The following is a 25,392-nucleotide window of genomic DNA, read 5'->3' as shown; positions in this document are numbered from 1 at the left end:
CCCATTGTCACCGCCATTGTAGCACGTGTGTAGCCCAGGTCATAAGGGCCATGAGGACTTGACGTCATCCCCACCTTCCTCCGGCTTGTCACCGGCAGTCTCTCTAGAGTGCCCACCCAAACGTGATGGCAACTAAAGACAGGGGTTGCGCTCGTTGCGGGACTTAACCCAACATCTCACGACACGAGCTGACGACAGCCATGCAGCACCTGTGCGGGAGGTCCGAAGAAATACTCATCTCTGAGCACGTCCTCCCCATACAAGACCTGGTAAGGTTCTGCGCGTTGCTTCGAATTAAACCACATGCTCCACCGCTTGTGCGGGCCCCCGTCAATTTCTTTGAGTTTCAACCTTGCGGTCGTACTCCCCAGGCGGTGTGCTTAACACGTTAGCTTCGACACTGAAAAACTAAGTTTCCCAACATCCAGCACACATCGTTTACAGCGTGGACTACCAGGGTATCTAATCCTGTTCGCTCCCCACGCTTTCGCGCCTCAGCGTCAGTTCCGAGCCAGATTGCCGCCTTCGCAACTGGTGTTCTTCCCAATATCTACGAATTTCACCTCTACACTGGGAATTCCGCAATCCTCTCTCGGACTCTAGTCTATACGTATCAAATGCAGTTCCCAGGTTAAGCCCGGGGATTTCACATCTGACTGTATAAACCGCCTACGCGCCCTTTACGCCCAGTCATTCCGAGCAACGCTAGCCCCCTTCGTATTACCGCGGCTGCTGGCACGAAGTTAGCCGGGGCTTCTTCTCTAGGTACCGTCATCATCTTCCCTAGTGAAAGTGCTTTACAATCCGAAGACCTTCTTCACACACGCGGCATTGCTGGATCAGGGTTGCCCCCATTGTCCAATATTCCCCACTGCTGCCTCCCGTAGGAGTCTGGGCCGTGTCTCAGTCCCAGTGTGGCTGATCATCCTCTCAAACCAGCTATTGATCATCGCCTTGGTCAGCCTTTACCCAACCAACTAGCTAATCAAACGCAGGCCCCTCCTAAGGCAACAAAAGCCTTTGACCCTCAGGTATCATGCGGTATTAGCACCAGTTTCCCAGTGTTATCCCCCACCTCAGGATAGGTTCCTACGCGTTACTCACCCGTCCGCCACTAACCCCGAAAGGTTCGTGCGACTTGCATGTGTTAAGCATGCCGCCAGCGTTCGCTCTGAGCCAGAATCAAACTCTCACGTTCAATCCTACCAAAACGCACAAGCATTCAAAGCATCTAAACTATGTCAGAATACATCAACACTTGCGTCCTAGCGTCTAAACACTAAAACGCCGCCAATATATCCCTTCCAGTCTCTTCCTATTCAACTTTCAAAGATCAGCATCTCTACCGGTCAACCCCGCCGCGTTTCCGCTCCAGCGCCGCCGGTGAATGGGCTTATACGCACACACCCCTATACCGTCAACAACATTCATAAGAAAAAATGAAAAAAGAACCCCTCAAATTCAAAAAACCCCAGAAAACCAACAAAAATTAGAGGGAATATTCTTACATAACACCCTATCACCACTCCGAATCATCCCCAGACCTCCCCACACTCTGGGACAAAAATTCCCACTAAAAAACGAATCCCTCACTAAAAACACAAATCTCCCAGAAAAAGACTGTTCTTGCCCCATCTCTATGTCTTTGACCGCTTCATCAGGCGGCTGCCCCTTACATAGAAAAGCCGCCATGCGGTTCATCCCACATGGCGGCTTTCTTCATAAACACGCTATCAAAAGAGAACGTGCTTTATTTCTCACTAATCACAAGGTGATCGTCATCCGCAGAGACAAGCACGGTCTGCCCATCATGAACGGTTCCTTTAAGCAGCAACTCAGCAAGCTCATTTTGTAGCTCACGTTGAATCACGCGTTTCAAAGGACGTGCGCCATATACAGGATCATATCCTGCTGCAGCCAACCATTCGCGCGCTTTATCATCCAGCTCCAGCTCAATCTTGCGGTCTGCCAGCAATTTGCGCAGACGGCCCAACTGAATGTCAACGATCTTACCCATGTCCGCCCGCTGCAGACGAGAGAACAGGATAATCTCATCCAACCGGTTGAGAAACTCAGGGCGGAAATGCTCACGCACAACGCTCATCACCTGATCCTGAACCTGCTCTGTCGGCTCACCATCTTGTTGTTGAGACAGAACATCCGACCCGAGGTTGCTGGTCAGCACGATGATCGTATTGCGGAAGTCCACCACACGACCTTGGCTATCGGTCAAACGCCCATCATCCAATACCTGCAAAAGGATATTGAAGACGTCAGGATGGGCCTTCTCGACCTCATCAAACAGAATGACCTGATACGGACGACGACGCACCGCTTCTGTTAACACACCGCCTTCATCGTACCCGACATAGCCGGGAGGCGCACCGACCAAGCGAGAGACGGAGTGCTTCTCCATGAACTCACTCATATCAATCCGCAGCAAGGCGTTTTCATCATCAAAGAGGAACTGCGCCAGCGTTTTGGTCAGCTCTGTTTTCCCGACACCTGTGGGGCCTAAGAAAAGGAACGACCCAATCGGACGGTTAGGATCCTGCAGCCCTGCACGCGCACGCCGCACGGCATTCGATACCGCGACCAACGCCGTTTCCTGCCCAACAACGCGCTCACGCAGCACGCTCTCCATCCGCAGAAGCTTGGAACGCTCACCCTCCAACATCCGATCAACCGGCACACCTGTCCAGCGTGAGACAACAGCGGCAATGCCTTGGTCTGTCACCGTATCGGCAAACAGACCAGCCTTATCGGCACTTGCTTCAGCTGCCTCTTGCGCTTGAGCAATTTCCGCTTCCAACTGAGGAATCTGACTATACATCAGCTCAGATGCTCGCTGGAGGTTTCCTTGACGCTGCGCAATCTCCACCTCTGAGCGTGCTTGGTCGAGCTTTTCTTTGCTCTTCTGCACAGCGCCCATACGGTCTTTCTCCGCATGCCATTCCGCGCTCAGCTCGTCAGACTTCTCTTGCAAGTCAGCAAGTTCTGCTTCCAACGCCACCAGGCGTTCCTTGGATGCGGAATCCTCTTCCTTACGGATCGCTTCACGTTCGATCTTGAGCTGAATAATGCGGCGATCAAGCTCATCAAGGGCTTCAGGCTTGCTGTCGATCTGCATTCGCACACGGCTGGCGGCCTCATCCACAAGGTCAATCGCTTTATCAGGGAGGAAACGATCCGTGATGTAACGATTCGACAAAGTTGCTGCAGCAACAAGCGCATTATCGGTAATACGCACCCCGTGATGAAGCTCGTATTTCTCCTTAATCCCACGCAAGATAGAGACCGTATCCGTAACGGAGGGCTCACCGACAAAAACCGGTTGGAAACGACGGGCCAAGGCCGCATCTTTCTCAATATATTTGCGGTATTCGTCTAGCGTCGTCGCGCCGATACAGTGGAGAACACCACGTGCCAGCTCTGGCTTAATCAGGTTAGACGCATCCATCGCCCCGTCAGAGCGCCCAGCACCCACGATCGTGTGCATCTCATCAATAAAGAGAATGACTTCGCCTTCAGCGCTTTCAATCTCTTTCAACACAGCTTTGAGGCGCTCTTCAAACTCACCGCGATATTTGGCCCCTGCGACCAGCGCACCGAGATCCAGAGACAGCAAGCTCTTATTACGCAACGCTTCAGGCACATCGCCGTTAATGATACGCAGCGCTAGCCCTTCCACGATGGCGGTCTTACCCACACCGGGCTCCCCGATCAGCACGGGGTTATTCTTGCTGCGTCGTGCCAAAACCTGCACAGCCCGACGAATCTCTTCATCACGCCCAATCACAGGATCCAGCTTGCCTTCACGTGCGACCGCCGTGACATCGCGCGCGTATTTCTTCAATGCATCGAAGGTACTTTCTGCCCCAGCAGAATCCACCTTGCGCCCTTTACGAATCTTTTCGACAGCTTGCGCCAATGCTTCCGGCGTTGCATGGCCACCACGTAGCGCATCGCCAGCAGGTGTTTTGCTGCGGCTAATCGCTACCAGCAAACGGTCTTGCGCCACGAAGCTATCACCCGCCGCCTGAGCATCCGCCTCAGCGCCATCAAGAACACGCACAAAATCAGGCGTTGCTTGCGGCTGGCTTGCACCAGAACCCTGCACTTGCGGCACTTTCGCTAAAGCAGCGTCATTGGCTGTTTGAACCTGCTTTGGGTCTCCCCCTGCTGCACGAATCAGCGCTGAAGCGGCCCCTTGCTCGTCATCCAGCAAGGCTTTGAGCAAATGTTCCGGCGTTAATTGCTGGTGATAGTCCCGCAAAGCAATCGTTTGCGCGGCTTGAATAAAACCTTGGCTCCGTTCGGTAAATTTTTGAATATCCATGGGTAACTTTCTCTCCTTAATCGTCCCATAAGAGGCGACGATGACTGTTCGCGCCGTCCCAATTGGCAACGGCCCGTGCTTAATATTTAGGCAGTCTTAGAAAGAATTCAAGGGTCATGGCAGCAGCGCACATGCCAAAGCGCATAGCAATCGCGCCTCATAGACACACGAACACTCTTAAAGGAGCGAGATAAGAGAGGCATGAACCACCGCACAACAACCATTCCATCTATGGTGACGTTTGATGCTGTACATATGGGAAGCACGCTGATGCACGACCATCCCCGCCCCTGCCCCTCACCCTATTGTGATCATGAAAGAAGGATTAAGCCTCCCCCACAGCTTGCGTTAAAGAAGCCGGATGAACCCCAACGGACGTCAGTGCGTTGACCCATTTACGACGAGGATCAGCACCAAAAACGAGCTCCTCAGTGGCTGGGGCCACATACCATGCATTGCCATGCACAATCTCTTCTTCCAACTGTCCGGCTGTCCAGCCCGCATGGCCGAGCAACATCATCGCCTGACGAGGCCCGCGCCCTGCCGCGAGCTCACGCACGACATCCAAGCTCACACTTAACCCAGCGAAATCCGTCGTCATTAGCGTGCTGCCTTCGCTCCATTCTGGCGAATGAAGGACAAAACCACGCCCCGGCTCAACCGGCCCTCCCACGCCCACACCAAAAAGACGCTGCGGTGGATTCGGTGTTATCTCCAGCTGCTTGAGAAGGTCTTCCATGCTCGGTTGGTTAAGACGTCTATTCACAATCACGCCCATCGCACCTTCTTCTGTGGAATGGGCACAAAGATAAATAACCGTCTGTGCAAACTCAGTTTCGGCCAATACCGGGCTCGCTACGAGCAACTGGCCCGTCAGATTTTCACCTAGAGATATAAAAGGCATTTCCATCCCTTTCAAAATGACGGCATGCTGGTCTCTTCACGACGGAGCATATCCGTCCTTCTTCCTGATATCTTAGGAGAGTGTGATCCATGACATCTTCCCAAACAATTCTTGTTACTGGAGCCACATCCGGCTTTGGCGCTGCCCTTGCAAAACGTCTTGTAAAAGAAGGACACCGCGTCATTGCAACCGGACGCCGCACAGAACGGCTCACAGCGCTTCACCATACGTTAGGCGATGCACTCCTTCCCGTCACGCTCGATATGACAGACATCAGCGCTATTCGTAACGTACCACAACAACTTCCTGACGCTTGGCGCTCTGTCGATGTTCTCATTAACAATGCCGGTTTAGCGCTTGGCGTTGGCCCCGCTCAAGACTGTAACCCCGATGAGTGGGAAACGATGGTGCATACCAATATCTCTGGCCTCATTGAAATCACACATGCTTTCCTCCCCGGTATGATAAAACGCCAACAAGGCTATATCATTTCCATCGGGAGTACAGCTGGAACGTATCCTTATCGCGGTGGAAATGTCTATGGCGCAACAAAAGCATTTGTTAGCCAATTTATGCGCAACCTCCGCACAGACCTCCTCGGCACACCGCTGCGTGTCACCAATCTGGAACCGGGGCTCTGTGGCGGAAGCGAGTTTAGCGATGTCCGCCTTGGCGATTCGGCCAAAGCCGCGGCCGTTTACGAAGGCACAACCCCTCTCACTCCAGACGATATTGCTGAAACTGTTTCGTGGCTCCTACAGCTTCCCGCTCATATGAACATCAACCGCATTGAAATGATGCCGGTCTGTCAGGCTTCAGGAGGACTGAGTGTTCAACGCACACCCAGCGCCTCATAAGAAAAAAGGCGGCCCCATCATGGAGCCGCCCCTTCCTGAAATCTTGAACTCTTTTATGAACGACGACGTGTCGATTTCTCACCACTGCGCGGCCCAGACGGACGCTTGCCCGGCCCACCACGACCACGGCCACCGCCACCATCACGACGACCACCAAAACGACCGCCTCCTGGCCCACCGGGACGACGTCCGCCGCCACCAAATGACCCACGGCCACCACGACGTGGAGGGCCTGCTGGAGGAGCCTCGGCAGGCTCAATAGACGCTTCGCCATCTTCAACCCCGGCACGGCAGGCATTAAAGCGAGCGACTTTCTCATCACTAATCTGAAAAAGCGTATCTTCTTGCTGAATACGAATGCTGCCGATATCGCGCTTTTGCACACCACCAAGGCGACAAATCAGCGGAACCAACCATTTTGGATCAGCTTTCTCACTCCGTCCCACACCAAGGCGGAACCAAGCCCCCGATTCGACACGCCCGCCAGAGCGAGCGTCCCGCCCCTTAGGCGGCTCCAAAGACACAGGACGCACTTTTTCAACACGTGGAAGGCGTGACTTATACATCCCCACCAGCGCTGTTGCTAAACGCGTTGCATCAAAGGTTTCCACTAGTTTTGCCACCCATGGGTCACTCTCGCCTTGAGGCTCTTGCGTCAACAGTGGGTCTTCCATCAAGCGGCGTGCATCTTGCTCAGCCACGGCGTCAACAGACGGCACGTTTTCCCATGTTGCTTTAATCTTCGCTTGTGCAAGGAGACGCTCAGCGCGACGACGCTGATTAAACGGCACCATCAGCACACTTGTGCCCTTGCGCCCCGCACGGCCTGTCCGCCCTGAACGATGCAACAAGGTTTCCGACGAAGACGGCAAGCTCGCATGAACCACAAGCCCAAGCGCTGGAATATCAATCCCACGGGCAGCCACATCCGTGGCCACACACACGCGCGCCAACCCTGATTTCAGGCTTTCAATCGCACGGGAGCGCTCGTTCTGCCCCATTTCACCTGAAATGGCGACTGACGCAAAACCACGCTGAAGCAATTCAGCTTGCACCTGCCCAACCAGCAAGCGCGTATTGCAGAAAACCAGCGTGGTCGGGCTATCATAATAGCGCAACACATTGACCAGAGAACGCCCAATTTCTTGGGGAGCCGTCACCACGCCACGATAGGTAATATCAGCATGCTGCTTCTGGCCAGAAATAGTATCAATCCGCGCCGCGTCTTTCTGGTAGCGACGCGCAAGACCAACAATCTCACGCGCTAAGGTCGCAGAGAACAACAACGTCCGGCGTTCTGGAGGAGCAGCATCCAAAATCTGCTCAAGCTCCTCACGGAACCCCATATCCAGCATCTCGTCAGCTTCATCCAGCACCACGACCCGCAATGCTGATAAATCCAACTTACCGCGTGAAAGATGGTCGCACAGGCGGCCCGGCGTGCCCACAACGATATGCACACCACGCTCAAGAGCGCGTGCCTCACGTCGTGCATCGGTGCCACCAATACAACTCGCAATACGGGCACCGGTTTCACCATACAGCCATGTTAGCTCAGACTGCACCTGCAGAGCGAGCTCACGCGTTGGAGCGATCACCAACGCTAAGGGAGAACGGGTAGGAGGAAGCTTCTCTTTTTCTCCCAGAAGGGTAGAAGCAAACGCCAGACCAAAGGCAACGGTCTTTCCTGACCCAGTCTGAGCGGAAACAAGGAGATCTCGTGCATCCAACCCCAGCTCTAACACAGCTTCTTGCACGGGGGTCGGCTGGTCATAACCTCGCGCTTTAAGAGCACGGGTCAAAGCGGGATGGGTATCAGGAAAAGGCATCGTCAACGAACACTCGGTCAAACACACGCTGCCACAGGAAGGTGGGCAGCTTAGAAGGGCGGTGAATAGCCCTTTATGTCTCTGAATACCAGAGAATATCACATACAAGGCCACACATCGTTATGTTAACATTAAAATGGCTCTCACAAAATCACCATTTTATGAGGGAATTATTGCCCTGCAGAGCGCCGTCCAATCACCGCACGTACCGTGTCTTTCCACGCGGTGAGATCCTCTGGTGGAGCCACTTCCCCTGTATCAAGGTCTGTGAAGCCAGCCCGGGCCATCAACGCACTTGTAAAACGCACGCGATCTTCCGGCTCCAGCGCTTGCCAAATGGCAACGGCTTTCTCAGGTAAAAACCGGTCTGAAAAACTCACGATAAAAGGTACATTCGGTTTGAGAACACGGTAAATTTCTTCAAACACGACCTGTGGTTGTGTCAAATACGCCAAACCATCGCACATCACCACGCCGTCAAAGCTTTGATCTTCAAAAGGAAGATGCGGCGTTGTGTTGAGGTTTTGCACCGTCCCCAGCGTCAGCACATTATTCGCATCGAGAGCCGCTTGGTTGACATCAAGGCCAATCAACTCCTGAAAGACGGCATCTTCTGGCATATGGCTCATCGCCCCAGCCATCACATCTAGCGTACGTCCCCCTACCGGAAGTGTTGTGCGATACAGAGCCGTTACAGCAGTGCGAGCGCCCATATCCATCAGTGAATCGAGCCCCTGACGGGCAAAAAAATCCTCATCAGGCTCATTATTGGCCTGCATAAACGCTTTTTCGTGAATCCCTTCCACGGTTTTCCCTTTCCTCAAGCGTCTCACGTCACGCTTATTGTCACATCATAAGGGCACGCGCCCATATTTTCTGTAGTCTAACATGAGAGGGCTCTTCGTCCATAAAAGGCCGAGAGGACACACTGCTTGATACACGACAGGCATGCAAAGCTTCAGCTCTTATGAACAACTCATTTTCTCACCTCTATTCCCATCTGGATCGTAGTTAAAAAAACGGTAACCACGATGAGGGTGGCAGAGAGAAAGGAAAGAGCGGTCTTTACATATCGGGTTACGACAGCCCGTCCCTCCTTGAACCTTGCCCGCAGTTTTTCAACCAGATGGCGGTACCTGTAGGCCTATTTGGGACAACTGGCATCAGTCTTGTTTCATTATGTTCGAATAACAGGGTGCGCTCCAAAGTCCCAAAAACCACGTTTAGACCTTCGAATGACACATTGTGCAGCCATCCACCAAGAACCATACTCAGAGGGCACAGCACGCCATGTCGCACCGTTCTGATGCCGCCAGAAAATCGCACAAGCTACGTAATATCACCTAAGACACATAAAACTTTTTAATGCTGAAGATAACCAGGAAGCGCATAAGTTATGCTGAACCCATGAGACATTTTCCTATATATTGCATCACAATTTTTCCCATAACCTTCTCCAATATGAATGTCATATGCGTAATCATCATGAACTCTATTCCATTTTGCTATTTCACAGTAAGATCCCATGTTCGAAAGTACATCATCCAACGATGATGAATCATCCGTTAATATGTCTACAGAAATTATCTTCTCTTTATTTTCCACCTTTAAAGAATAATAATCCACGTAAAGACCATGAAAGAAATTGTTATGTGAATTCAATCCTCCTGCATCTATAAACGCACGAACTTTGTCTCCAGTGCCCGAGTGAATATCTATAACATCCTCTAATCCTTTCGAATTAAATATCATATTAGACGGGCAAACCCCTACTTTCTTAGCAGCATATGATGCTTCATCCATTGAATAATTGTCAGAATAAGGTGAAGACAACTGCTCAACAAGCGCTTTACATGAAAAGCCTTGAATATCCAAATATGAATGCGCTTCCTTTACTGCTTGTTCTTTCCAATCTACTTTTAACGCATTAACTGCCACCGTAGCATCTTCTTTAGAAAAGCCTACTATATCGCTATCTAATTGATGAATAAGGCCTATACGAGAAAAAGAATTTGAATCAAGATAACTTTTGGCCTCTCTAAACGCATTTTGTTGGGTAGGTGTTAATGAATACGGTTTATAATTACTATTGTTTCTATCCATTGCAGAAATATTATGTCTTCTCATGCTTCCATTAAAATGATTGAAAATCATTAAAAAAGAGACGCTTATTACCGTCACCCCGATAATCTTATGTGCTTTAGCCATGTCATAGAACCTTCCATTTAATGACATATCTCCATTTTACCCTATCATCATGACTATCAGAATCACCAAAACTGACAAATATTCGACAGTCTGGCACCAGCTAAAAGCCTTTTGAAAACTCATTGTAAAGATTTTTCAGGGCATCTGAGCCTTCTATTCCGGCTCTTGATCTGGCCACCTGCACAACGAGACCAAATGACCACCATCACACGCCCTATGATGACACATAGTTCTTTGAGAACTCTCTCACCCTCATCAAACATCTGGCCTCTCTCCTTGACTACTTCTTTAAAGGGAAGACGACCTAGCTGAACGTTGAAGAGCTTAACTCACTTTAAAGAAAAAAGGATGGTTCTGGAGGACTGTTCAGCTCCTCTTCCTCCCCATATAATCACCCTATGAGTCTTGTTTTTACGAAAATGCACGGGCTGGGCAATGACTTCGTCGTCATTGACGGCAGAACGACCCCTACGCCCCTCACCGAAGCCGAGATTCGCGCCTTATGTGACCGCCGCCTTGGCGTAGGCTGCGACCAGCTTGTTCTGCTCACCCCGCCGACAGACCCAAAGGCAGATGTCTTTGTGCGCTTCTATAACCCTGATGGATCAGAAGCTGGCGCATGCGGCAATGCCTCTCGCTGTGTTTCATCCTTGCTGGGGAACGAGCCCGTTTTGCAAACCCAGAACGGACTGCTTCCCACATGGCAGGAAAATGGGCTGATCACGGTCAGTATGGGTATTCCTAAGCTTGATTGGCAGGACATCCCCCTCGCTCATGCATGTGATACGCGCCATCTTCCGCTCTATGACGCCGCCGCCTGCTCTATGGGCAACCCCCATGCGACCCTCTTCCGCTCTATTGAAGAGGCCACCACGTTGGGCGAAGCCTTGGAGCATGACGCTCTCTTCCCAGAACGGGCTAATATCGGCTTTGCCGAAGTCCGCTCGCGCACCCATATCCGCCTGCGCGTGTGGGAGCGCGGTGCGGGACTTACGCTGGCCTGCGGCTCTGGTGCCTGCGCTGCGGTTGTGAATGCTGTGCGTCGTAATCTGGTCGAACGCACCTGCGTGGTCACGATGGAAAAAGGCGACCTCACCATCACGTGGAACGAGGACGGCACCGTGCTTATGACGGGCCCTGCAACCACCGTCTTCACCGGGACACTCGCATGAGCGTCTCCTTATTGACCTTTGGCTGCCGCCTCAACGCCCATGAGAGCGAAGGGATGGAGCATTACGCGCGCCTTGGGCAGATCAATGACGGGGCGCCTACCATCATCGTCAATACCTGCACCGTCACGGCAGAAGCGGAACGGCAGGCCCGTCAGGCGATTCGTCGAGCACATCGCCAAACACCCGACGCGAAGATTGTCGTCACAGGCTGTGCGTCAGAGCGTGATGCCGCGCGGTGGGAGGCTCTCCCGGGCGTGCAACGCGTCGTCCCAAACGGAGAAAAGCTCACCCCGGCTATGTGGGGCGTGCGTGATGGAGAAAAGCCAAGCCTGCCCCCTTCACGCCATGTGCGCGCTCTGCTCCAAATTCAGCAAGGCTGTGACCATCGCTGCACATTTTGCATTATTCCCTATGGCCGTGGTGATGCCTCTTCCATCGCCTTAGAGGACATTATCACCCGTGCGCGTGCTCTCAGCGAGGCTGGACATCATGAGCTTGTCCTCACAGGCGTTGACCTTGCCTCTTGGCAGCAAGATGGGCAAAGCCTCGGCACACTCTGCCGCGCCATTTTGCAAGCGGTGCCGGAACTTGCGCAACTACGCCTCTCCTCTCTTGATCCCATCTTGTTGGATCCTGAGCATGGCGACCGCGTCCTTTGGGATGTGCTGGAGAATGAGCCGCGTTTAGCGCCGCATCTCCATCTGTCTCTTCAAGCTGGATCAGACCTCATTTTGAAACGCATGAAACGCCGTCACTCCACAGCGCAGGTCGCCACGATTTTACAGCATGCACGGGCATTACGCCCCGATATAGGCGTGGGAGCCGATGTGATTGCAGGCTTCCCCACAGAAACAGACGCGCTTTTTCACGAAACCAAGGATTTCCTGACAGAACAGGCGATCCCGTTTCTCCATGTCTTTCCGTATAGCGAACGCCCCGGGACCCCTGCTGCGCGTATGCCCGCTGTGCCACGCCCCATCCGGCAAGAACGCGCCGCCCAGCTTCGCGCCGTGGGAGAAGCCAGCCGGGATGCCTTTCTGGATCGCTTCATCGGGCGTGAAGACACTCTCTTGATGGAAAGTGCCACAACGGGTCATCTCCCCAACTTCGCCTCCGTGAGGCTTGAAGAGAACGCGCAAAGCACACGAGGCACCCTGCAAAAAGTGCGCATCCTTCACCATACGGGCGGGAAACTCATCGCCCGCCCTCTTTCTTCCTCTTGACGATAAACCCCTCTTAGGCTCACTGCTACACGATATGGCTGGATTTTTCTCACGACTCAAACAAGGTCTTTCCCGCTCAAGCGAGCGCCTCAACTCTGTCTTTGTTAAGCGCCTGCTTGATGATGACACGCTGGAAGAGCTGGAAGATGAACTGATTGCGGCTGACCTCGGCCCCGCCGTTGCAGAACGGATCATCACAAAGTTTCGCGAAACGAGCTTTGGCCAAAATGTCACCAGTGAAGAGATTCGCGCGACATTAGCCCATGAAATTTCACATGTGCTCGAGCCGGTAGCTGTTCCCTTTACGCCAGACCCAGAGAAAAAACCTCATGTCGTGCTGGTTGTTGGGGTTAACGGCACGGGGAAAACCACCACCATCGGCAAAATGGCCCATCAGTACCGCCAAGAAGGAAAGTCCGTCACCTTAGTGGCTGGGGATACCTTCCGCGCTGCCGCCGTTGAGCAGCTTCAAGTCTGGGGGGAACGCGTTGGCGCCCCCGTCATCGCTGGCAAACAAGGCGGTGATGCAGCAGGCCTCGCTTATGATGGGCTCAAACGGGCGACTGAAGAACAAACGGATGTTCTTCTCGTCGATACAGCCGGACGGTTGCACAATAAAAATGCTCTGATGGAAGAACTGGCCAAGATCATCCGCGTCATGAAGAAATTCGACGACACGGCCCCGCATTCTGTCCTTCTCGTTCTGGACGCCACAACGGGGCAAAATGCCATTGAGCAAGTGCGTGTCTTCCAAGAGCTCGTCAATGTAAGTGGGCTGATTGTCACCAAACTCGACGGGTCAGCACGCGGTGGCATTGTCGTGGCCTTGGCAGAGAAGTTTAAGCTGCCTGTTCATATGGTCGGTGTGGGAGAGAAAGCAGAGGATCTCCGCCCATTCTCTGCCCAAGACTATGCCCGTGGTCTTGTTGGGGAAGCGGCTACCCCATAAACGATCGATCCCTTTCCCCTTCCTAAAACGCGTCTTGCCCTTCCGGTAGAGACGCGTTTTTTCTGCGCCCTACTTCCACAAAGGCCCGCCGCGCTCCACAAGCGCACCATAGGCGTGAACGCGCCTACTATGCTCGGATTCTACAATTTTTTGCGCTGTGCAGACCACCTGCCGCCGTTGTTGGTTTGTCTCACGACGGCATTCTTGCGCCAGCAACACGCTATCGCGATTCACAGCAGCACTCACCATTTGCCGCACTGAGTCAGGCGTCGCTTGCCGCATCACCGACGATGACAGGCACTCTCCATCAACCGAGGGAGGCGCCAAAGGATCGCCATAGGTAATGGCAGGCGGAGGACAATCCGCCAAAGCACGCTGCAAGACAACATCCACAGCTTGATTGAGGTCGTCCCCTTTAAGGAATATCTGCCTCCCCTCTGCATGAGCCGTGGCTGTTATCATCACTGTAAGAAGCGCAATCGTAAAGCTGCCTGCAATGCCTGTGACATACCGACGGGTCGTTAGCTTTTTCTCTTCCTTACGCATCTGTCCTCTTGCCCCGATCGTCCGATCAATCCGTATGAGAGTATACCACGCTCTTTCACAACATGTCTCTCGTCCCGCGGGGGACGGTAGACAATCATCATGACGATGCAACCTCTTCCCTTGGTACAGCCAACCCCAGAATGATTCCAATACAGCGAGCGCAGCGCTCATCTCAAGACGAACCCAGCAAACCTAAAATGGACTTCTTATCATATTCCATCCCTTTCTTAGGCTTTGGCTCACAAAGAGGGCCTACTCATTATGTAGGAAAGGTGCGCTGTCAGACCAAAATGAACCGCTTCATATAGTTTAATAAATTGATAGCTATTATTTATGAAACACCATACCATAACGATATCGTAAGTAAATTATCTAAAGAAAGCTGGACAAACAATGCGTGGTTATATTCTTGGGCGTGATCACACAACATCCCAAATTTTCATCAAAGGACAGAATGGAGAACGCTATACGGCCCCTCATAGCCAATGGAAAGAAGATACCCCTCCCTCTAAAGGGGAATACGTTGACTTCGATATAAGTAAAGACAATGAAGCCCATAATGTTTTTAGAGAAATAACCATCCCACAGGATATAACAAACATCTCTTCCCTAAATATGTGGGAGATTGCTCTTAAATGCTTCAAAAATACATTCAATTTTAGAGGTCGTGCGAGCCGACGAGAATATTGGATGTTCTTTGCGTTTAAGATTATTATGTTAATATTTTTTGAATATGGCGGTCTTTTAGGAGATTATGAAATAAAATCACTTCATGATCACACTATTTCATGGCATAGCTTCTATAGTGAGGTTAGCGATCAAACAGATATATATTCTATTCTGATTACCCTCATTTTCACCATACCAAGCCTATCTGTTCAGGTTCGACGCCTTCATGATCGTCATCTTTCTGGTTGGTGGGTTTTATTAAGTTTTACTCTTATAGGGGAAATCCCTATCTTTATTCTCAATATCCTCAAAACAAAGCCTGAAACCAATCGCTGGGGCCCTCCCGCCGTATAACACTGCACAAAAAAGGCTGGCCATCTTCATGATAGCCAGCCCTCCACAGTTCGTTCTGCGCTAAAAGCCCTTAGCCTTCAAACGGGTCTGTCACCAAAATCGTATCGTCACGCTGTGGGCTGGTTGAAAGCAGCGTCACCGGTGCCCCGGTCAGCTCCTCAATGCGACGCACGTATTTGATGGCTTGTGCAGGAAGTTCGGCCCATGAACGGGCTCCTGCTGTCGTCTCACTCCAGCCTGGCATGCTTTCCAAAATCGGCTTAACGCGCGCTTGAGCGCCCGGCGCTGCGGGGAAGCGTTCAATCCGCTTTCCATCCAGCTCATACCCTACGCAGATCGACACGGTGTCCATGCCGTCCAACACGTCCAGCTTCGTCAGAGCAATGCCATTGACGCCGCCCACACGCACGGCTTGGCGCACCATGGTGGCATCAAACCAGCCACAACGACGAGGGCGGCCTGTTACCGTGCCAAACTCATGACCACGCTCGGCAATGCCTGCGCCGACATCATCAAACAATTCTGCCGGGAACGGCCCTTCTCCCACGCGGGTTGTGTACGCTTTGGCAATCCCCAGAACAAAACCAACAGCCTTTGGCCCCAAGCCACTGCCCGATGCCGCGACCGAAGCCACCGTGTTTGAGCTTGTGACAAAAGGATAGGTGCCGTGGTCAACATCCAACATCACGGCCTGCGCCCCTTCAAAGAGAATACGCTTGCGCGCACGCACGGCTTCATCCAACCGCGCCCAAACCGGACACGCAAAAGGAAGAAGACGCGGGGTGATCTCATGAAGGAAAGCGAGAATATCGTCTTTACTGAACGTCTCGGCCCCAAGACCCGCTAGAAGCGTATTATGATGCAGCAGCAGCTCATCAATCTTCCAGTCCAAGGTTTCAGGCTCTGTCAGGTCGCAGATACGAATCGCACGGCGTGCTACTTTGTCTTCGTAAGCAGGGCCAATGCCACGCCCAGTCGTGCCGATCTTATGCTTTCCACGCGCAACCTCACGCGCACGATCCAAGGCCCCATGCACAGGCAAGATCAACGGTGCTGTCTCTGAAATCCACAACGTTTCCGGTGTGACCGTCAAACCCTGCTCAACCACCCGGTCGATCTCGCTCATCAAAGCTTTCGGGTCCACAACAACGCCATTGCCGATCACGCCAATTTGGCCACGCACCAAACCTGACGGCAACAGGGAAAGCTTATAGACTTTGTCATCAACAACGAGCGTATGCCCAGCGTTATGCCCCCCTTGGAAGCGTACGACGATATCGGCACGACTGGCTAACCAGTCAACAATCTTGCCTTTACCTTCATCCCCCCATTGGGTGCCAATCACGGTAACATTGGACATAAAAACGGACTTTCCCTCGAGCGTTACACAATAAGAACCAGTGATGTCAGGAGTCAGAGCGCAACGGCTACGCCATCCTGCCAGATATGGCTGCACCGTAGATGACGAGCAGACTCCTTTAGGTCAGCCTCGTCGTCCAACGCTGCGACCGTGGCATAGCCTGCCTCATGCAGACTGGACAAGTCCTTCTTCGATAAACCTGCCGGAACCATGCATCGTGATGTCTTAGACAGCGATGGCGCAACACGAAGCAAGGCTTGAGGATGGAGCGTCAAACCACAGGCATCTTCTTCACCCGCACGATAGCGCCCACCGCGCCCAAGCTCCTCACGACAATTGAGAGCAAAAACCGTCATGCACACACCGGTATGGTAGCGCCATCCGCGGAAATCAATCGGATCAACCGTGACATGAACCTCTGGCACACGATGCAGCACGGCTCTGACGGTCTCTTTCAAACGAGCGACATGCCCTTTGAGACGTTCAGGAAAAGTCAGCGCATCCAACAGCTCCAGCGCCCGTTTCGCTGGCCCCGCCGCATTCATCATGCCAAGGAACAGATCCGCCAATTCACCGCCTTGCTCAGCCACAGCCGCGGCATCACGACGGTCAAGCGCATGGATAAGATTGTCCCGCACCGTCCCCGCAAACGATTCATCAATTAACGTCCAAACTAAAACCGGCATCGACAGATCAAAAGAAATATGCTCAATGCCCATCGCTTGAAGCGCTTCAGCCCCCAGAGCGATCACTTCCGCATCGGCGGCTGCGCTATCAGGGCCAATGAGCTCAATGCCCGCCTGCGCCACCTGACGCTCTCCTTCACGGCCCGGCGTACCGATGACCACACAGTCCCCTGAATAAGACAGACGCAGCGGGCGTGGTAGATCTTTCAAACGCACTTCAGCAATACGAGCAATCTGCGTTGTCATATCAGGACGCAACGCCATCATCCGGTGCGACGAAGGATCCAACATCCGAAAGCTCTGCTCAGACAGCGCTTCCCCGGCTCCGCTCAACAAGGAACTTTCAAACTCTAGCAAAGGGGGGCGCACGCGCTCATAGCCATGACGACCAAACACCGCCATCACCTTGGCAATACCGCGTGCTTCTGCTTCCGCCTCTTGTGGCAGCAAGTCCACAAACCCCATAGGCAATAAAGCTGGGCTGGATGTTTCAGGGCTGGACATCATTGTTCAAAAACCTCTTTCGTACGTGCACATGCCCAATCCAACCATGGAAGCAGGGCGTCAATATCATCTGTTTCAACCGTGGCTCCACCCCAGATACGCAATCCAGCAGGTGCGTCACGATAAGCCGCTAGATCATATCCAGCTTTCTCTTCTGCCACCTGACGTGTCAGGAACGTGACCGCTTCACTCTGTTTCTCCACAGGAAGCGCCGTAAACCACGGGGCGACAATTTTCAGGCAAATGGACGTGCAAGAACGGGTCGCCTCTTTCTCACTCAAAAAAGCGACCCAGTCACGTTGCGCAACCCACTGGCTCACCGCCGCGAGATTGCGCTGAGATCGCGCTTTAAGAGCAGGCAAACCACCGATCTCTTCCGCCCATTTCAGCCCGTCCAATGCATCTTCCACGCAGAGCATCGATGGGGTGTTGATCGTATCGCCACGAAAAATCGCCTCGTTCAGCCCCTTCTTGTTAGTCAGGCGGAAAATCTTTGGCAGGGCACGCGGTGCGGGCTCTTCCAGCCGTGCAACAGCGCGTGGGCTCAAAGCGACCATCCCGTGCGCTGCTTCACCGCCCAGCGCTTTCTGCCACGACCATGTCACCACATCGAGCCGATCCCACGGTAAATCCATCGCAAAAGCAGCCGAGGTCGCATCGCAAATCGCGAGGCCCTCATGCTGTTCGGGCACGACATCCACCGAGGGCATACACACACCGGAGGTTGTGCCGTTCCACGTCATCACCACATCACGCGACCAATCAATCTGCGCTAAATCTGGCAGCTCGCCATAAGGAGCGTCCAGCACACGCAGATCATTAAGGTGCAGCGAATCCCGTAAATCCTTCGCCCATGTGCCTGAAAAGCTCTCAAAAGACAGGACATCAACGCCACGCTGCCCTGCTAACGCCCATAAGATCATCTCAACAGCGCCGGTATCAGAAGCTGGAACAATACCCACCTTCCATCCCTTCGGCACAGCGAGCAACTCAGCTGACCGTGTAATGACCTCATTGAGACGCTCCCGCCCTTCCGCAGCTCGATGGGAACGCCCAAGCAACGCATTACCCAGCACATCGGGATGCCATCCGGGGCGTTTGACACAAGGCCCTGAAGAGAAAAATGGTCGCGCTGGACGGTGGGAAGGTTTAGGAAAGGACATGATAGCGTATCGACCCATTCGCAAAATACAGCCAGACCCTAGCACACCAAGGCTTTCCCACCCTGGCCTCCGGGCCCTTACAATGCAGAATAATAGCAGGCTTTCCCACTAAAATCCCACGCTGTTTTAGGTGTCACACGCTCCCTAGAGCGTCAAGGCACGATCACTCCGAAGACGCAACGGACGCCCCGCTTTTATCCAGCCCCTGTGCTTCCCACTCTTTATATGTTGTGGATGTTCCCACAAGGCGCCACGCTGTCGGCCCCGCCGCACTACGTCCCTGCACGATTGCCGCCGCTTCAGACGTGCTGGAGCACACATAGTCCGTCACAAAGACGCCCTTTGACCCCTCCTGTTTCAACACACCATTCCGCAAAAGCTCTTCATGACGATGGCTGTACGAAGAGTTCTTATCCCCCTTCCACTGAGGGTACGCTTCTGACCCTGCTTCCACCACAAAGTCACCATCTTGAAGCAAGGCCGTCGCGTGTATGTGATATTTACGATAATTCAGCTCAAACCGTGGCGCCTGACGTTCTGCCTGTTCTTTTGTTGAATGTTGGGATGGCACAAGCTGCTGATGAAGGGTTGAACCGGCGGGGCGGGCATTTTCAATGAACATATCCACCCGCACCGCAGGAAGCACCATAAAGAGGTTATCTAAAAACCCCTCCATATTAGCCCGCTCCGCTTCGCGCAGCAGGGGTACTGAGGGAGATGTATTATTGTCCAGAAGAACACGTTGCACTTTCTGTGCCCGTTCAATCAAACGCGATTCAAGATAACGACCATACGCTTTGTGAAGCTGATTATTGGTCGTCGTCACGAGAACAGCTTTTTCCCACCATTGCTTATCATCCGCTCGTGCATGCTGCCCTAGTCGCGTGCGCAATTCTTCCGCTTCACCAATATAGGCCCGTGGCCGTCCCTGCTCATTCTCTCCCAAAAGAAGATAAACGCCGGCATAGGCTGTCTCAGCGCGCGCAAGCGCTTCCTTGAGACGCAAGCGCGGCACGACAAGCACATGGCCTGTCCAATCAAAGATTTCTGCGGTTAACAGCCCATCTGGTCGGCCATCAATATAGAACAGCTCAAGAGAACGTTTATTGAAGCCCATACGACTTCTCTCCTGTATAAATACAGCAAAGATCGCACGGCCTGTCATCAGGATGTGTTAGAAAGCTTTGCTCTATCCTAACAAAAAAGGGCCTCACGGCCCTTCTTCAAAACTTATGGTGCGAGAGAGGGGACTCGAACCCCTAAGCCTTAAAGGCGGTCGATTTTGAGCCGACTGCGTCTACCAGTTCCGCCACTCTCGCTTTGTCATATACACCCCGTTACCGGAGCGTTGAGCGGGACCATACTCTATCCCGCTCTAAAGGACCAGAGCTAGAAGAGAAAAAAGACGTCTTTTCTCACAGTTTTTCCTGTCCGCTCATCAGCAAGAGGTTCCGCACCGCAGCACCAGATGCCCCCTTACCCAAGTTATCCAGCCGAGCCGTCAATACAGCATGCCCCCCCTGCCCATGCACGCGGAGCTCCATATCATCACGCCCGGCCAATGTATCCGCCAGCAAGTTCGGCTCACTGTCACACACACGAATCGTCTTCGCCCCTGCGTACGCCTTACGCAAAGCGTCATGCAGGTCTTCTAATAACGGACAGCCCGGGAGTGTCACCAAATGCAGCGGGATGGAAACAATCATTCCTTGTGGGAAATGCCCAACAGACGGCACAAAAAGCGGATGGCGCGCCAAGCCACTATAATGGGTGATCTCTGGAAGATGTTTATGGTTCAGCGATAGACCATACAGCATAAAGGCTGGGCCACCATCACGCTCATGATCCTCCACCATTTTACGGCCACCGCCACTATAGCCTGACACCGCGTTGATAGACACGGGATGATCCACCGGGAGAATCCCCGCTTCCACCAATGGATGAAGAAGCGCAATCGCTCCTGTCGCATAACAGCCCGGATTGCTCACAAACCGAGCCTGAGCGATCTTTTCTCTTTGCTGATCGTTTAGTTCTGGCAGACCATACACCCAAGCCGGATCAACACGGTGGGCGGTACTGGCGTCCAAAAAGCGCGTCTGCGTCTCTTGCCCAATCGCCACCGCTTCACGCGCAGCATCATCAGGCAGGCATAACACGGTAATATCGGCCTGCTCCATCATCGCACGGCGCGCATCTGCCTCTTTACGCAACGCTGGATCAATGCTCAGGAGTTCAAAGCCATAGGTGGAAGGGAGCTCCTCAAGACGACGACGAATCCCCAAGCCCGTTGTCCCAGCTTCACCGTCAATAAAGATACGCGTCGTCATGTTCATCTCCTCTAGGCAACATTCACCACTGAAAACGCTGCTGCCGTTTCTCATAGAGAAGCATGATATGGCCATCCCTTTCAAACGACTCAAGGTGCGTCATACCGATCGCCCCTAAGATAACCCGAGATGCTGTGTTATCCTCACGCGCCACCGCCACAACCCGTTCTTCCCCACGGTCGAGCACAAAAGCAAGCGCGCAGGCGGCAGCCTCTCGGGCAATACCCCGCCCCGACGCCCACGGGAAAATCGAGATACGCAACCCCAACCCACGCCCATCGGGCCGTTCATGCACGCCTGTCATGCCGACAAAACGGCCTTGCTCAATGATAGAGAAAATACCGACACCACGACGCGCCCATAGGGCGACGTCTTCAGCCATGTCCGCCTCAGCCTGAACGCGGCTCCTCACCCCGCCCAGCATACGCCCAAAGGCACAAATATCCGCCTTGAGACGCGCCATATCCTCCATATCCGACCAACTGACCGGACGAAGGACGAGGCGCGCTGTCCGTAGCTCATGGCCCAGCACAGCGCACCCCCTTTCTGTCCATAAGCGGGCTTATGCCCGTCATCTTTTTACCGTTAGCGTACAACCGGACGATAACGGATCCGCCCTGGTTCGGTCGAATCGGGGCCTAAACGACGACGTTTATCAGCTTCATATTCTTGGAAGTTCCCCTCAAACCATTCCACATGGCTATCGCCTTCAAACGCTAAGATATGGGTTGCCAAACGGTCAAGGAACCAACGGTCATGGGTGACGACCACAGCACAGCCGGCAAAGTTACTGAGCGCTTCTTCAAGCGCACGCAAGGTATCAACGTCCAAATCGTTGGTTGGCTCATCGAGCAGAAGAACATTGTTATCTTGTTTGAGCATCTTCGCCAAATGGACGCGGTTACGCTCACCACCTGAGAGAACGCCCATGCGTTTTTGCTGGTCTGGCCCCTTAAAGTTAAACGCCCCGACATAGGCGCGCGATGGCACGGAACGTTTACCAAGATGGATCACATCCGTTCCACCGGAAATTTCTTCCCACACGGTTTTGTTATCATCCAGGTCATTACGGGACTGGTCCACATAGCCAAGCTTAACCGTATCACCGATGGTCAAAGTCCCAGCATCAGGCTTTTCTTGGCCCGTAATCATCTTAAACAGCGTGGACTTACCCGCCCCGTTCGGCCCGATCACCCCAACAATACCGCCCGGTGGCAGCTTGAAGTTCAAATTATCAATCAGCTGGCGCTCACCAAAACCTTTGGAAAGGTTTTCAGCCTCAATAACCTCACTGCCCAACCGTGGGCCCGGAGTGATGACAATTTCTGCTGTGCCACCTGTGGCTTCCTGACCAGCCGCCAGCATCTCTTCATAGCGCGTAATACGGGCTTTGCTTTTTGCCTGACGCGCCTTTGGAGAGCTGGAAATCCACTCTTTTTCCGCTGCCAGAGCACGCTGGCGAGAGCTTTCCTCTTTCTCTTCTTGAGCCAGACGCTTCTGCTTCTGTTCCAACCAAGAGGAGTAATTCCCCTCGAATGGATAGCCACGACCGCGCTCAATTTCCAAAATCCAGTTCGTGATATTATCAAGGAAGTACCGGTCATGGGTAATGACCATCACGGTACCGGTGTAATCACGCAGCGTCTTTTCCAACCATGCCACACTTTCCGCATCCAAATGGTTGGTCGGCTCATCGAGCAGCAAAATATCGGGTTTTTCAATCAGCAAACGGCACAGAGCGACACGACGGCGCTCACCACCAGAAAGCTTTTCCACAGAGCTATCAGCCGGTGGGCAACGCAGCGCATCCAGAGCGATCTCTAAACGGCGGTCCAGCTCCCAGCCTTCACCCGCATCAATCTTTTCCTGCAGCTCCGCCTGCTCTGCAAGGAGATCATTCATCTCCTCATCAGACATGGGCTCGGCAAATTTACCAGAAATTTCGTTAAAGCGATCAACCGCTTTTTTGAGCTCACCAAAGCCCTGAGCCACATTTTCGCCAACCGTCAGATTCGGATCAAGCTGGGGCTCCTGCTCCAGATAACCGATCTTAACGCCTTCGGCAGCCCAAGCCTCGCCGCCATATTCCTTCTCAATCCCTGCCATAATCTTCAGCAAGGTGGACTTACCGGCGCCGTTCACACCAAGAACACCGATCTTCACACCAGGCAGGAAGGATAGCGTAATGCCTTTAAAAACCTCACGCCCACCTGGATAGGCCTTTGTGAGGTCCTTCATGACGTAGACATACTGATAGGCGGCCATGGCAGGTCTCCTCTAACGTAAAGGTAAGGTGGGCATCGGAAGCCGGATTATAGCACGCCCAATGGCAACAATAACCCGAAAAGAGAACCGGGGCACTCCCGTTATAAAAATGTCACCTGCGCCCGGCAGGACTCGAACCCGCAACCAAGCCGTTATGAGCGGCCGGCTCTAACCAATTGAGCTACAGGCGCATAGACAGGGCATCTCTTCGCTCAAGATAAGATTTTTTTCAAGCCTCTTTTACTAAAAAACACAGAAAGGGATCATTATCTTCTCCACTCCCCCTCTGGGCAGCGCCTTCATCCCTCGGTAAAACCACAGGACGGTCATGTGGCCGCACACACTCTTTTTACAGGTGCCAATCATTATGGATGTTTCTAAAATCTCCGCAGGCAAAGACGTGCCCAATGATGTCAATGTCGTCATTGAGATTCCGCAAGGCTCTTCCGTGAAATATGAAGTGGACAAAGAAAGCGGCGCTATCTTTGTAGATCGCTTCCTCTTCACGCCAATGGCCTACCCAACCGCCTATGGCTTCATCCCCAACACACTCGCCGCTGATGGCGACCCGGTGGATGCCCTCGTGCTCACCCCCGCCGCTGTCGTGCCTGGAAGCGTTATCCGTGCCCGCCCCATCGGCGTGCTGCATATGGAAGATGAAAGTGGCCGCGATGAAAAGCTCATCTGCGTACCTCACGACAAAATCCATCCGCAGTTCCACGACATTACGTCAGTGAACCAACTGCCAGAGATTACACTGAAATCCATCGCGCATTTCTTTGAGCGCTACAAAGACCTTGAGCCTAACAAATGGGTGAAAGTCTCTGGTTGGGCTGATAAAGACGCCGCCTGCAAAGTGATTGAAGAATCCATCGCTGCTGCGAAAAAATAAGACGTTCTTACGGTGTGTTCTTGGTAAGAGGGGCTCTGTGCTCCTCTTACTGGGAGACCTTAAAAATCATATTTCCCCACTCAAACATCGCAAACACAAATGACAGAAGACATAGAAAATAAATTAGAGAAATTTAAAACATACTTCGGCACAATCTTATCAATAACCACACCTATACTCACAATTTTGGGTGGAATGATATTATGTATTTACGGAATTATGAATGATTGTCTTCCATATATTGAAAAAAACTTATCAGCAGTTAACTTTATTATCATAGGAACTCTTTCCAGCGTTTTTTACACTATTACTCGTATATGGTTCACTATCTACTCTTTTTTTAGTCATGATTTTATTTCACAAACTCCATAAAAAGAAGAGACATTATCTTTTTATGGAAGAAAAAATATCTTTGAAAATAATCTGGTTCTTAGTTTCTTTTTTACTATGTTTTATTTTCATTTTACTAATGAAAATTTCTTACTCAAAGACCAAAGATCCATCTCTAATATATTTTTTGTATTATTTTATGGCATCAGGATTTATTTCCATGGCCATTATTGGAAAAGAAAACACAAAAATAGATATTCTGCAACGAAGCGGGCTATCCTTAATAATCAGCGTAATCCTTTTAGTGCCCTTACATCAAGCCACAGCCCCCATCATGAATGTCATTATGTCGATCATGGGATACCGCTCAAATGCTGAGGAAGCTATTTTCGTAGATGATGACGCCGCTCACAAACTGACTAATGTGCTTAGTCTGTATAACAAAAAACTCAGTGCCTGTTCTATTATGATTGGCCCCCAACGCATGTGGCGTTTAGAAAATGGCGTTATCACACTGCAGGGCATTGGAGAAAAAATCTATATCCATATACCCAACCTGCCCTCTCAATCTTTCCAAGCAAAACAGGTTCTCACACTCCCTTCTAAAGGGCTGAACGACTGTCAGTTTCCTCAGCGCATAACCACAAATGCGCCGCACAAAGTTCCAATCGACACCGCTCATCAAGCATCATTCCATGAGCCTCATATTGGTTTCCCTGATGACCCTCCACCCAAGAAAAACTAACCCATCTCCTCATTCAGCCTACATGTAGATCAACATATTTTTTAACATCTCATCACGATCTTTGTGGGAA

General features: G+C 52.3%; 20 protein-coding genes, 2 tRNA genes, 1 rRNA gene and 1 pseudogene. 7 read left to right on the top strand and 17 right to left on the bottom strand.

Going from position 1 to position 25,392, the window contains the following annotated elements; translation table 11 throughout:
* From GS535_RS08485 to GS535_RS08475, 3 genes are all read right to left on the bottom strand, one after another.
* Positions 1–1,198 (bottom strand): 16S ribosomal RNA (locus GS535_RS08485); the annotation flags it as partial.
* Between the two features lie 552 nt (positions 1,199–1,750).
* On the bottom strand, positions 1,751–4,339 hold the full coding sequence (clpB, locus tag GS535_RS08480; protein ID WP_160791937.1) for an ATP-dependent chaperone ClpB: 2,589 nt from the start codon (positions 4,337–4,339) through the stop codon (positions 1,751–1,753).
* Between the two features lie 325 nt (positions 4,340–4,664).
* The gene (locus tag GS535_RS08475; RefSeq protein WP_160791936.1) at positions 4,665–5,243 is read right to left on the bottom strand and encodes a YqgE/AlgH family protein; all 579 of its coding nucleotides are present in this window, start codon (positions 5,241–5,243) and stop codon (positions 4,665–4,667) included.
* An 89-nt stretch (positions 5,244–5,332) separates the two neighbouring features.
* On the opposite strand from GS535_RS08475, the gene GS535_RS08470 reads away from it, so the two are divergent.
* Positions 5,333–6,100, top strand: a complete 768-nt coding sequence (locus tag GS535_RS08470) for an SDR family NAD(P)-dependent oxidoreductase (protein ID WP_160791935.1) — start codon at positions 5,333–5,335, stop codon at positions 6,098–6,100.
* A 53-nt stretch (positions 6,101–6,153) separates the two neighbouring features.
* On the opposite strand, the gene GS535_RS08465 is transcribed toward GS535_RS08470, so the two are convergent.
* From GS535_RS08465 to GS535_RS08455, 4 genes and pseudogenes are all read right to left on the bottom strand, one after another.
* Positions 6,154–7,929 (bottom strand): DEAD/DEAH box helicase, encoded by a 1,776-nt coding sequence (locus GS535_RS08465; protein WP_160791978.1) that lies wholly within the window; start codon positions 7,927–7,929, stop codon positions 6,154–6,156.
* A 170-nt stretch (positions 7,930–8,099) separates the two neighbouring features.
* A complete protein-coding gene (locus GS535_RS08460; RefSeq protein WP_370518152.1) occupies positions 8,100–8,735 on the bottom strand; it encodes a class I SAM-dependent methyltransferase in 636 nt (211 codons plus the stop codon).
* Between the two features lie 401 nt (positions 8,736–9,136).
* Positions 9,137–9,253: pseudogene (locus tag GS535_RS11310) on the bottom strand (IS5/IS1182 family transposase); the annotation flags it as partial.
* Between the two features lie 38 nt (positions 9,254–9,291).
* The gene (locus GS535_RS08455) at positions 9,292–10,137 is read right to left on the bottom strand and encodes an Ltp family lipoprotein (protein WP_160791934.1); all 846 of its coding nucleotides are present in this window, start codon (positions 10,135–10,137) and stop codon (positions 9,292–9,294) included.
* A 398-nt stretch (positions 10,138–10,535) separates the two neighbouring features.
* On the opposite strand from GS535_RS08455, the gene dapF reads away from it, so the two are divergent.
* The 3 genes from dapF to ftsY are packed head-to-tail and all read left to right on the top strand — an operon-like array spanning position 10,536 to position 13,481.
* Positions 10,536–11,309 carry a diaminopimelate epimerase gene (gene dapF / locus GS535_RS08450; RefSeq protein WP_160791933.1) on the top strand — a complete coding sequence of 258 codons (774 nt, stop codon included), beginning with the start codon at positions 10,536–10,538 and terminating at the stop codon, positions 11,307–11,309.
* The gene (locus tag GS535_RS08445) at positions 11,306–12,532 is read left to right on the top strand and encodes a MiaB/RimO family radical SAM methylthiotransferase (protein WP_160791932.1); all 1,227 of its coding nucleotides are present in this window, start codon (positions 11,306–11,308) and stop codon (positions 12,530–12,532) included. The genes dapF and GS535_RS08445 overlap by 4 nt, the downstream gene beginning before the upstream one ends.
* A gap of 34 nt (positions 12,533–12,566) precedes the next feature.
* Positions 12,567–13,481, top strand: coding sequence for a signal recognition particle-docking protein FtsY (ftsY, locus tag GS535_RS08440; protein ID WP_160791931.1), 915 nt, complete (start codon positions 12,567–12,569; stop codon positions 13,479–13,481).
* Positions 13,482–13,550: 69 nt separating this feature from the next.
* On the opposite strand, the gene GS535_RS08435 is transcribed toward ftsY, so the two are convergent.
* Positions 13,551–14,027 (bottom strand): hypothetical protein, encoded by a 477-nt coding sequence (locus GS535_RS08435; RefSeq protein ID WP_160791930.1) that lies wholly within the window; start codon positions 14,025–14,027, stop codon positions 13,551–13,553.
* Between the two features lie 393 nt (positions 14,028–14,420).
* Here GS535_RS08435 and GS535_RS08430 point away from each other — a divergent pair, with 393 nt between their 5' ends.
* Positions 14,421–15,050: a DUF805 domain-containing protein gene (locus GS535_RS08430; RefSeq protein ID WP_160791929.1), complete on the top strand. Its 630-nt coding sequence runs from the start codon at positions 14,421–14,423 to the stop codon at positions 15,048–15,050.
* 70 nt (positions 15,051–15,120) lie between these two features.
* Here the strand turns inward: GS535_RS08430 and GS535_RS08425 are convergent, their stop codons facing one another.
* From GS535_RS08425 to GS535_RS08385, 9 genes are all read right to left on the bottom strand, one after another.
* Entirely contained in the window at positions 15,121–16,410 is a 1,290-nt protein-coding gene (locus GS535_RS08425) for an adenylosuccinate synthase (RefSeq protein WP_160791928.1), read from the bottom strand.
* 53 nt (positions 16,411–16,463) lie between these two features.
* A complete protein-coding gene (locus GS535_RS08420; RefSeq protein ID WP_160791927.1) occupies positions 16,464–17,603 on the bottom strand; it encodes an ATP phosphoribosyltransferase regulatory subunit in 1,140 nt (379 codons plus the stop codon).
* A complete protein-coding gene (locus GS535_RS08415) occupies positions 17,600–18,763 on the bottom strand; it encodes a phosphoserine transaminase (RefSeq protein WP_202401582.1) in 1,164 nt (387 codons plus the stop codon). Before GS535_RS08415 ends, GS535_RS08420 begins: the two co-directional genes overlap by 4 nt.
* A 163-nt stretch (positions 18,764–18,926) precedes the next feature.
* Positions 18,927–19,880 (bottom strand): GIY-YIG nuclease family protein, encoded by a 954-nt coding sequence (locus GS535_RS08410; RefSeq protein ID WP_160791926.1) that lies wholly within the window; start codon positions 19,878–19,880, stop codon positions 18,927–18,929.
* A gap of 116 nt (positions 19,881–19,996) precedes the next feature.
* Positions 19,997–20,082, bottom strand: a tRNA-Leu gene (locus tag GS535_RS08405).
* 96 nt (positions 20,083–20,178) lie between these two features.
* Complete coding sequence (gene argC, locus GS535_RS08400) at positions 20,179–21,090, bottom strand: N-acetyl-gamma-glutamyl-phosphate reductase (protein WP_160791925.1); 912 nt, start codon at positions 21,088–21,090, stop codon at positions 20,179–20,181.
* A 22-nt stretch (positions 21,091–21,112) separates the two neighbouring features.
* A complete protein-coding gene (locus GS535_RS08395) occupies positions 21,113–21,622 on the bottom strand; it encodes a GNAT family N-acetyltransferase (RefSeq protein WP_160791924.1) in 510 nt (169 codons plus the stop codon).
* A 53-nt stretch (positions 21,623–21,675) separates the two neighbouring features.
* Complete coding sequence (gene ettA, locus GS535_RS08390) at positions 21,676–23,355, bottom strand: energy-dependent translational throttle protein EttA (protein WP_160791923.1); 1,680 nt, start codon at positions 23,353–23,355, stop codon at positions 21,676–21,678.
* A gap of 117 nt (positions 23,356–23,472) precedes the next feature.
* A tRNA-Ile gene (locus GS535_RS08385) sits at positions 23,473–23,546 on the bottom strand.
* Between the two features lie 176 nt (positions 23,547–23,722).
* Here GS535_RS08385 and ppa point away from each other — a divergent pair.
* Both ppa and GS535_RS08375 read left to right on the top strand, forming a co-directional pair.
* Entirely contained in the window at positions 23,723–24,247 is a 525-nt protein-coding gene (gene ppa, locus GS535_RS08380) for an inorganic diphosphatase (RefSeq protein ID WP_160791975.1), read from the top strand.
* 394 nt (positions 24,248–24,641) lie between these two features.
* Entirely contained in the window at positions 24,642–25,322 is a 681-nt protein-coding gene (locus GS535_RS08375) for a hypothetical protein (RefSeq protein WP_160791922.1), read from the top strand.
* The last annotated feature ends 70 nt before the right edge of the window (positions 25,323–25,392 follow it).

It is taken from the genome of Saccharibacter sp. EH611 (assembly GCF_009834765.1).
In the GTDB taxonomy this organism is placed as follows: domain Bacteria; phylum Pseudomonadota; class Alphaproteobacteria; order Acetobacterales; family Acetobacteraceae; genus Saccharibacter.
The sequence above is the reverse complement of the archived record's forward strand: the minus strand, read 5'-3'. Positions and strand labels throughout refer to the sequence as shown.

What these genes read in the sequence shown, in the direction of transcription:
- clpB (WP_160791937.1), bottom strand. Translation starts at nt 4,339, where the DNA reads ATGGATATTCAAAAATTTACCGAACGGAGCCAAGGTTTTATTCAAGCC.
- GS535_RS08475 (WP_160791936.1), bottom strand. Translation starts at nt 5,243, where the DNA reads ATGCCTTTTATATCTCTAGGTGAAAATCTGACGGGCCAGTTGCTCGTA.
- GS535_RS08470 (WP_160791935.1), top strand. Translation starts at nt 5,333, where the DNA reads ATGACATCTTCCCAAACAATTCTTGTTACTGGAGCCACATCCGGCTTT.
- GS535_RS08465 (WP_160791978.1), bottom strand. Translation starts at nt 7,929, where the DNA reads ATGCCTTTTCCTGATACCCATCCCGCTTTGACCCGTGCTCTTAAAGCG.
- GS535_RS08455 (WP_160791934.1), bottom strand. Translation starts at nt 10,137, where the DNA reads ATGGCTAAAGCACATAAGATTATCGGGGTGACGGTAATAAGCGTCTCT.
- dapF (WP_160791933.1), top strand. Translation starts at nt 10,536, where the DNA reads ATGAGTCTTGTTTTTACGAAAATGCACGGGCTGGGCAATGACTTCGTC.
- GS535_RS08445 (WP_160791932.1), top strand. Translation starts at nt 11,306, where the DNA reads ATGAGCGTCTCCTTATTGACCTTTGGCTGCCGCCTCAACGCCCATGAG.
- ftsY (WP_160791931.1), top strand. Translation starts at nt 12,567, where the DNA reads ATGGCTGGATTTTTCTCACGACTCAAACAAGGTCTTTCCCGCTCAAGC.
- GS535_RS08435 (WP_160791930.1), bottom strand. Translation starts at nt 14,027, where the DNA reads ATGCGTAAGGAAGAGAAAAAGCTAACGACCCGTCGGTATGTCACAGGC.
- GS535_RS08430 (WP_160791929.1), top strand. Translation starts at nt 14,421, where the DNA reads ATGCGTGGTTATATTCTTGGGCGTGATCACACAACATCCCAAATTTTC.
- GS535_RS08425 (WP_160791928.1), bottom strand. Translation starts at nt 16,410, where the DNA reads ATGTCCAATGTTACCGTGATTGGCACCCAATGGGGGGATGAAGGTAAA.
- GS535_RS08420 (WP_160791927.1), bottom strand. Translation starts at nt 17,603, where the DNA reads ATGATGTCCAGCCCTGAAACATCCAGCCCAGCTTTATTGCCTATGGGG.
- GS535_RS08415 (WP_202401582.1), bottom strand. Translation starts at nt 18,763, where the DNA reads ATGTCCTTTCCTAAACCTTCCCACCGTCCAGCGCGACCATTTTTCTCT.
- GS535_RS08410 (WP_160791926.1), bottom strand. Translation starts at nt 19,880, where the DNA reads ATGGGCTTCAATAAACGTTCTCTTGAGCTGTTCTATATTGATGGCCGA.
- argC (WP_160791925.1), bottom strand. Translation starts at nt 21,090, where the DNA reads ATGACGACGCGTATCTTTATTGACGGTGAAGCTGGGACAACGGGCTTG.
- ettA (WP_160791923.1), bottom strand. Translation starts at nt 23,355, where the DNA reads ATGGCCGCCTATCAGTATGTCTACGTCATGAAGGACCTCACAAAGGCC.
- ppa (WP_160791975.1), top strand. Translation starts at nt 23,723, where the DNA reads ATGGATGTTTCTAAAATCTCCGCAGGCAAAGACGTGCCCAATGATGTC.
- GS535_RS08375 (WP_160791922.1), top strand. Translation starts at nt 24,642, where the DNA reads ATGGAAGAAAAAATATCTTTGAAAATAATCTGGTTCTTAGTTTCTTTT.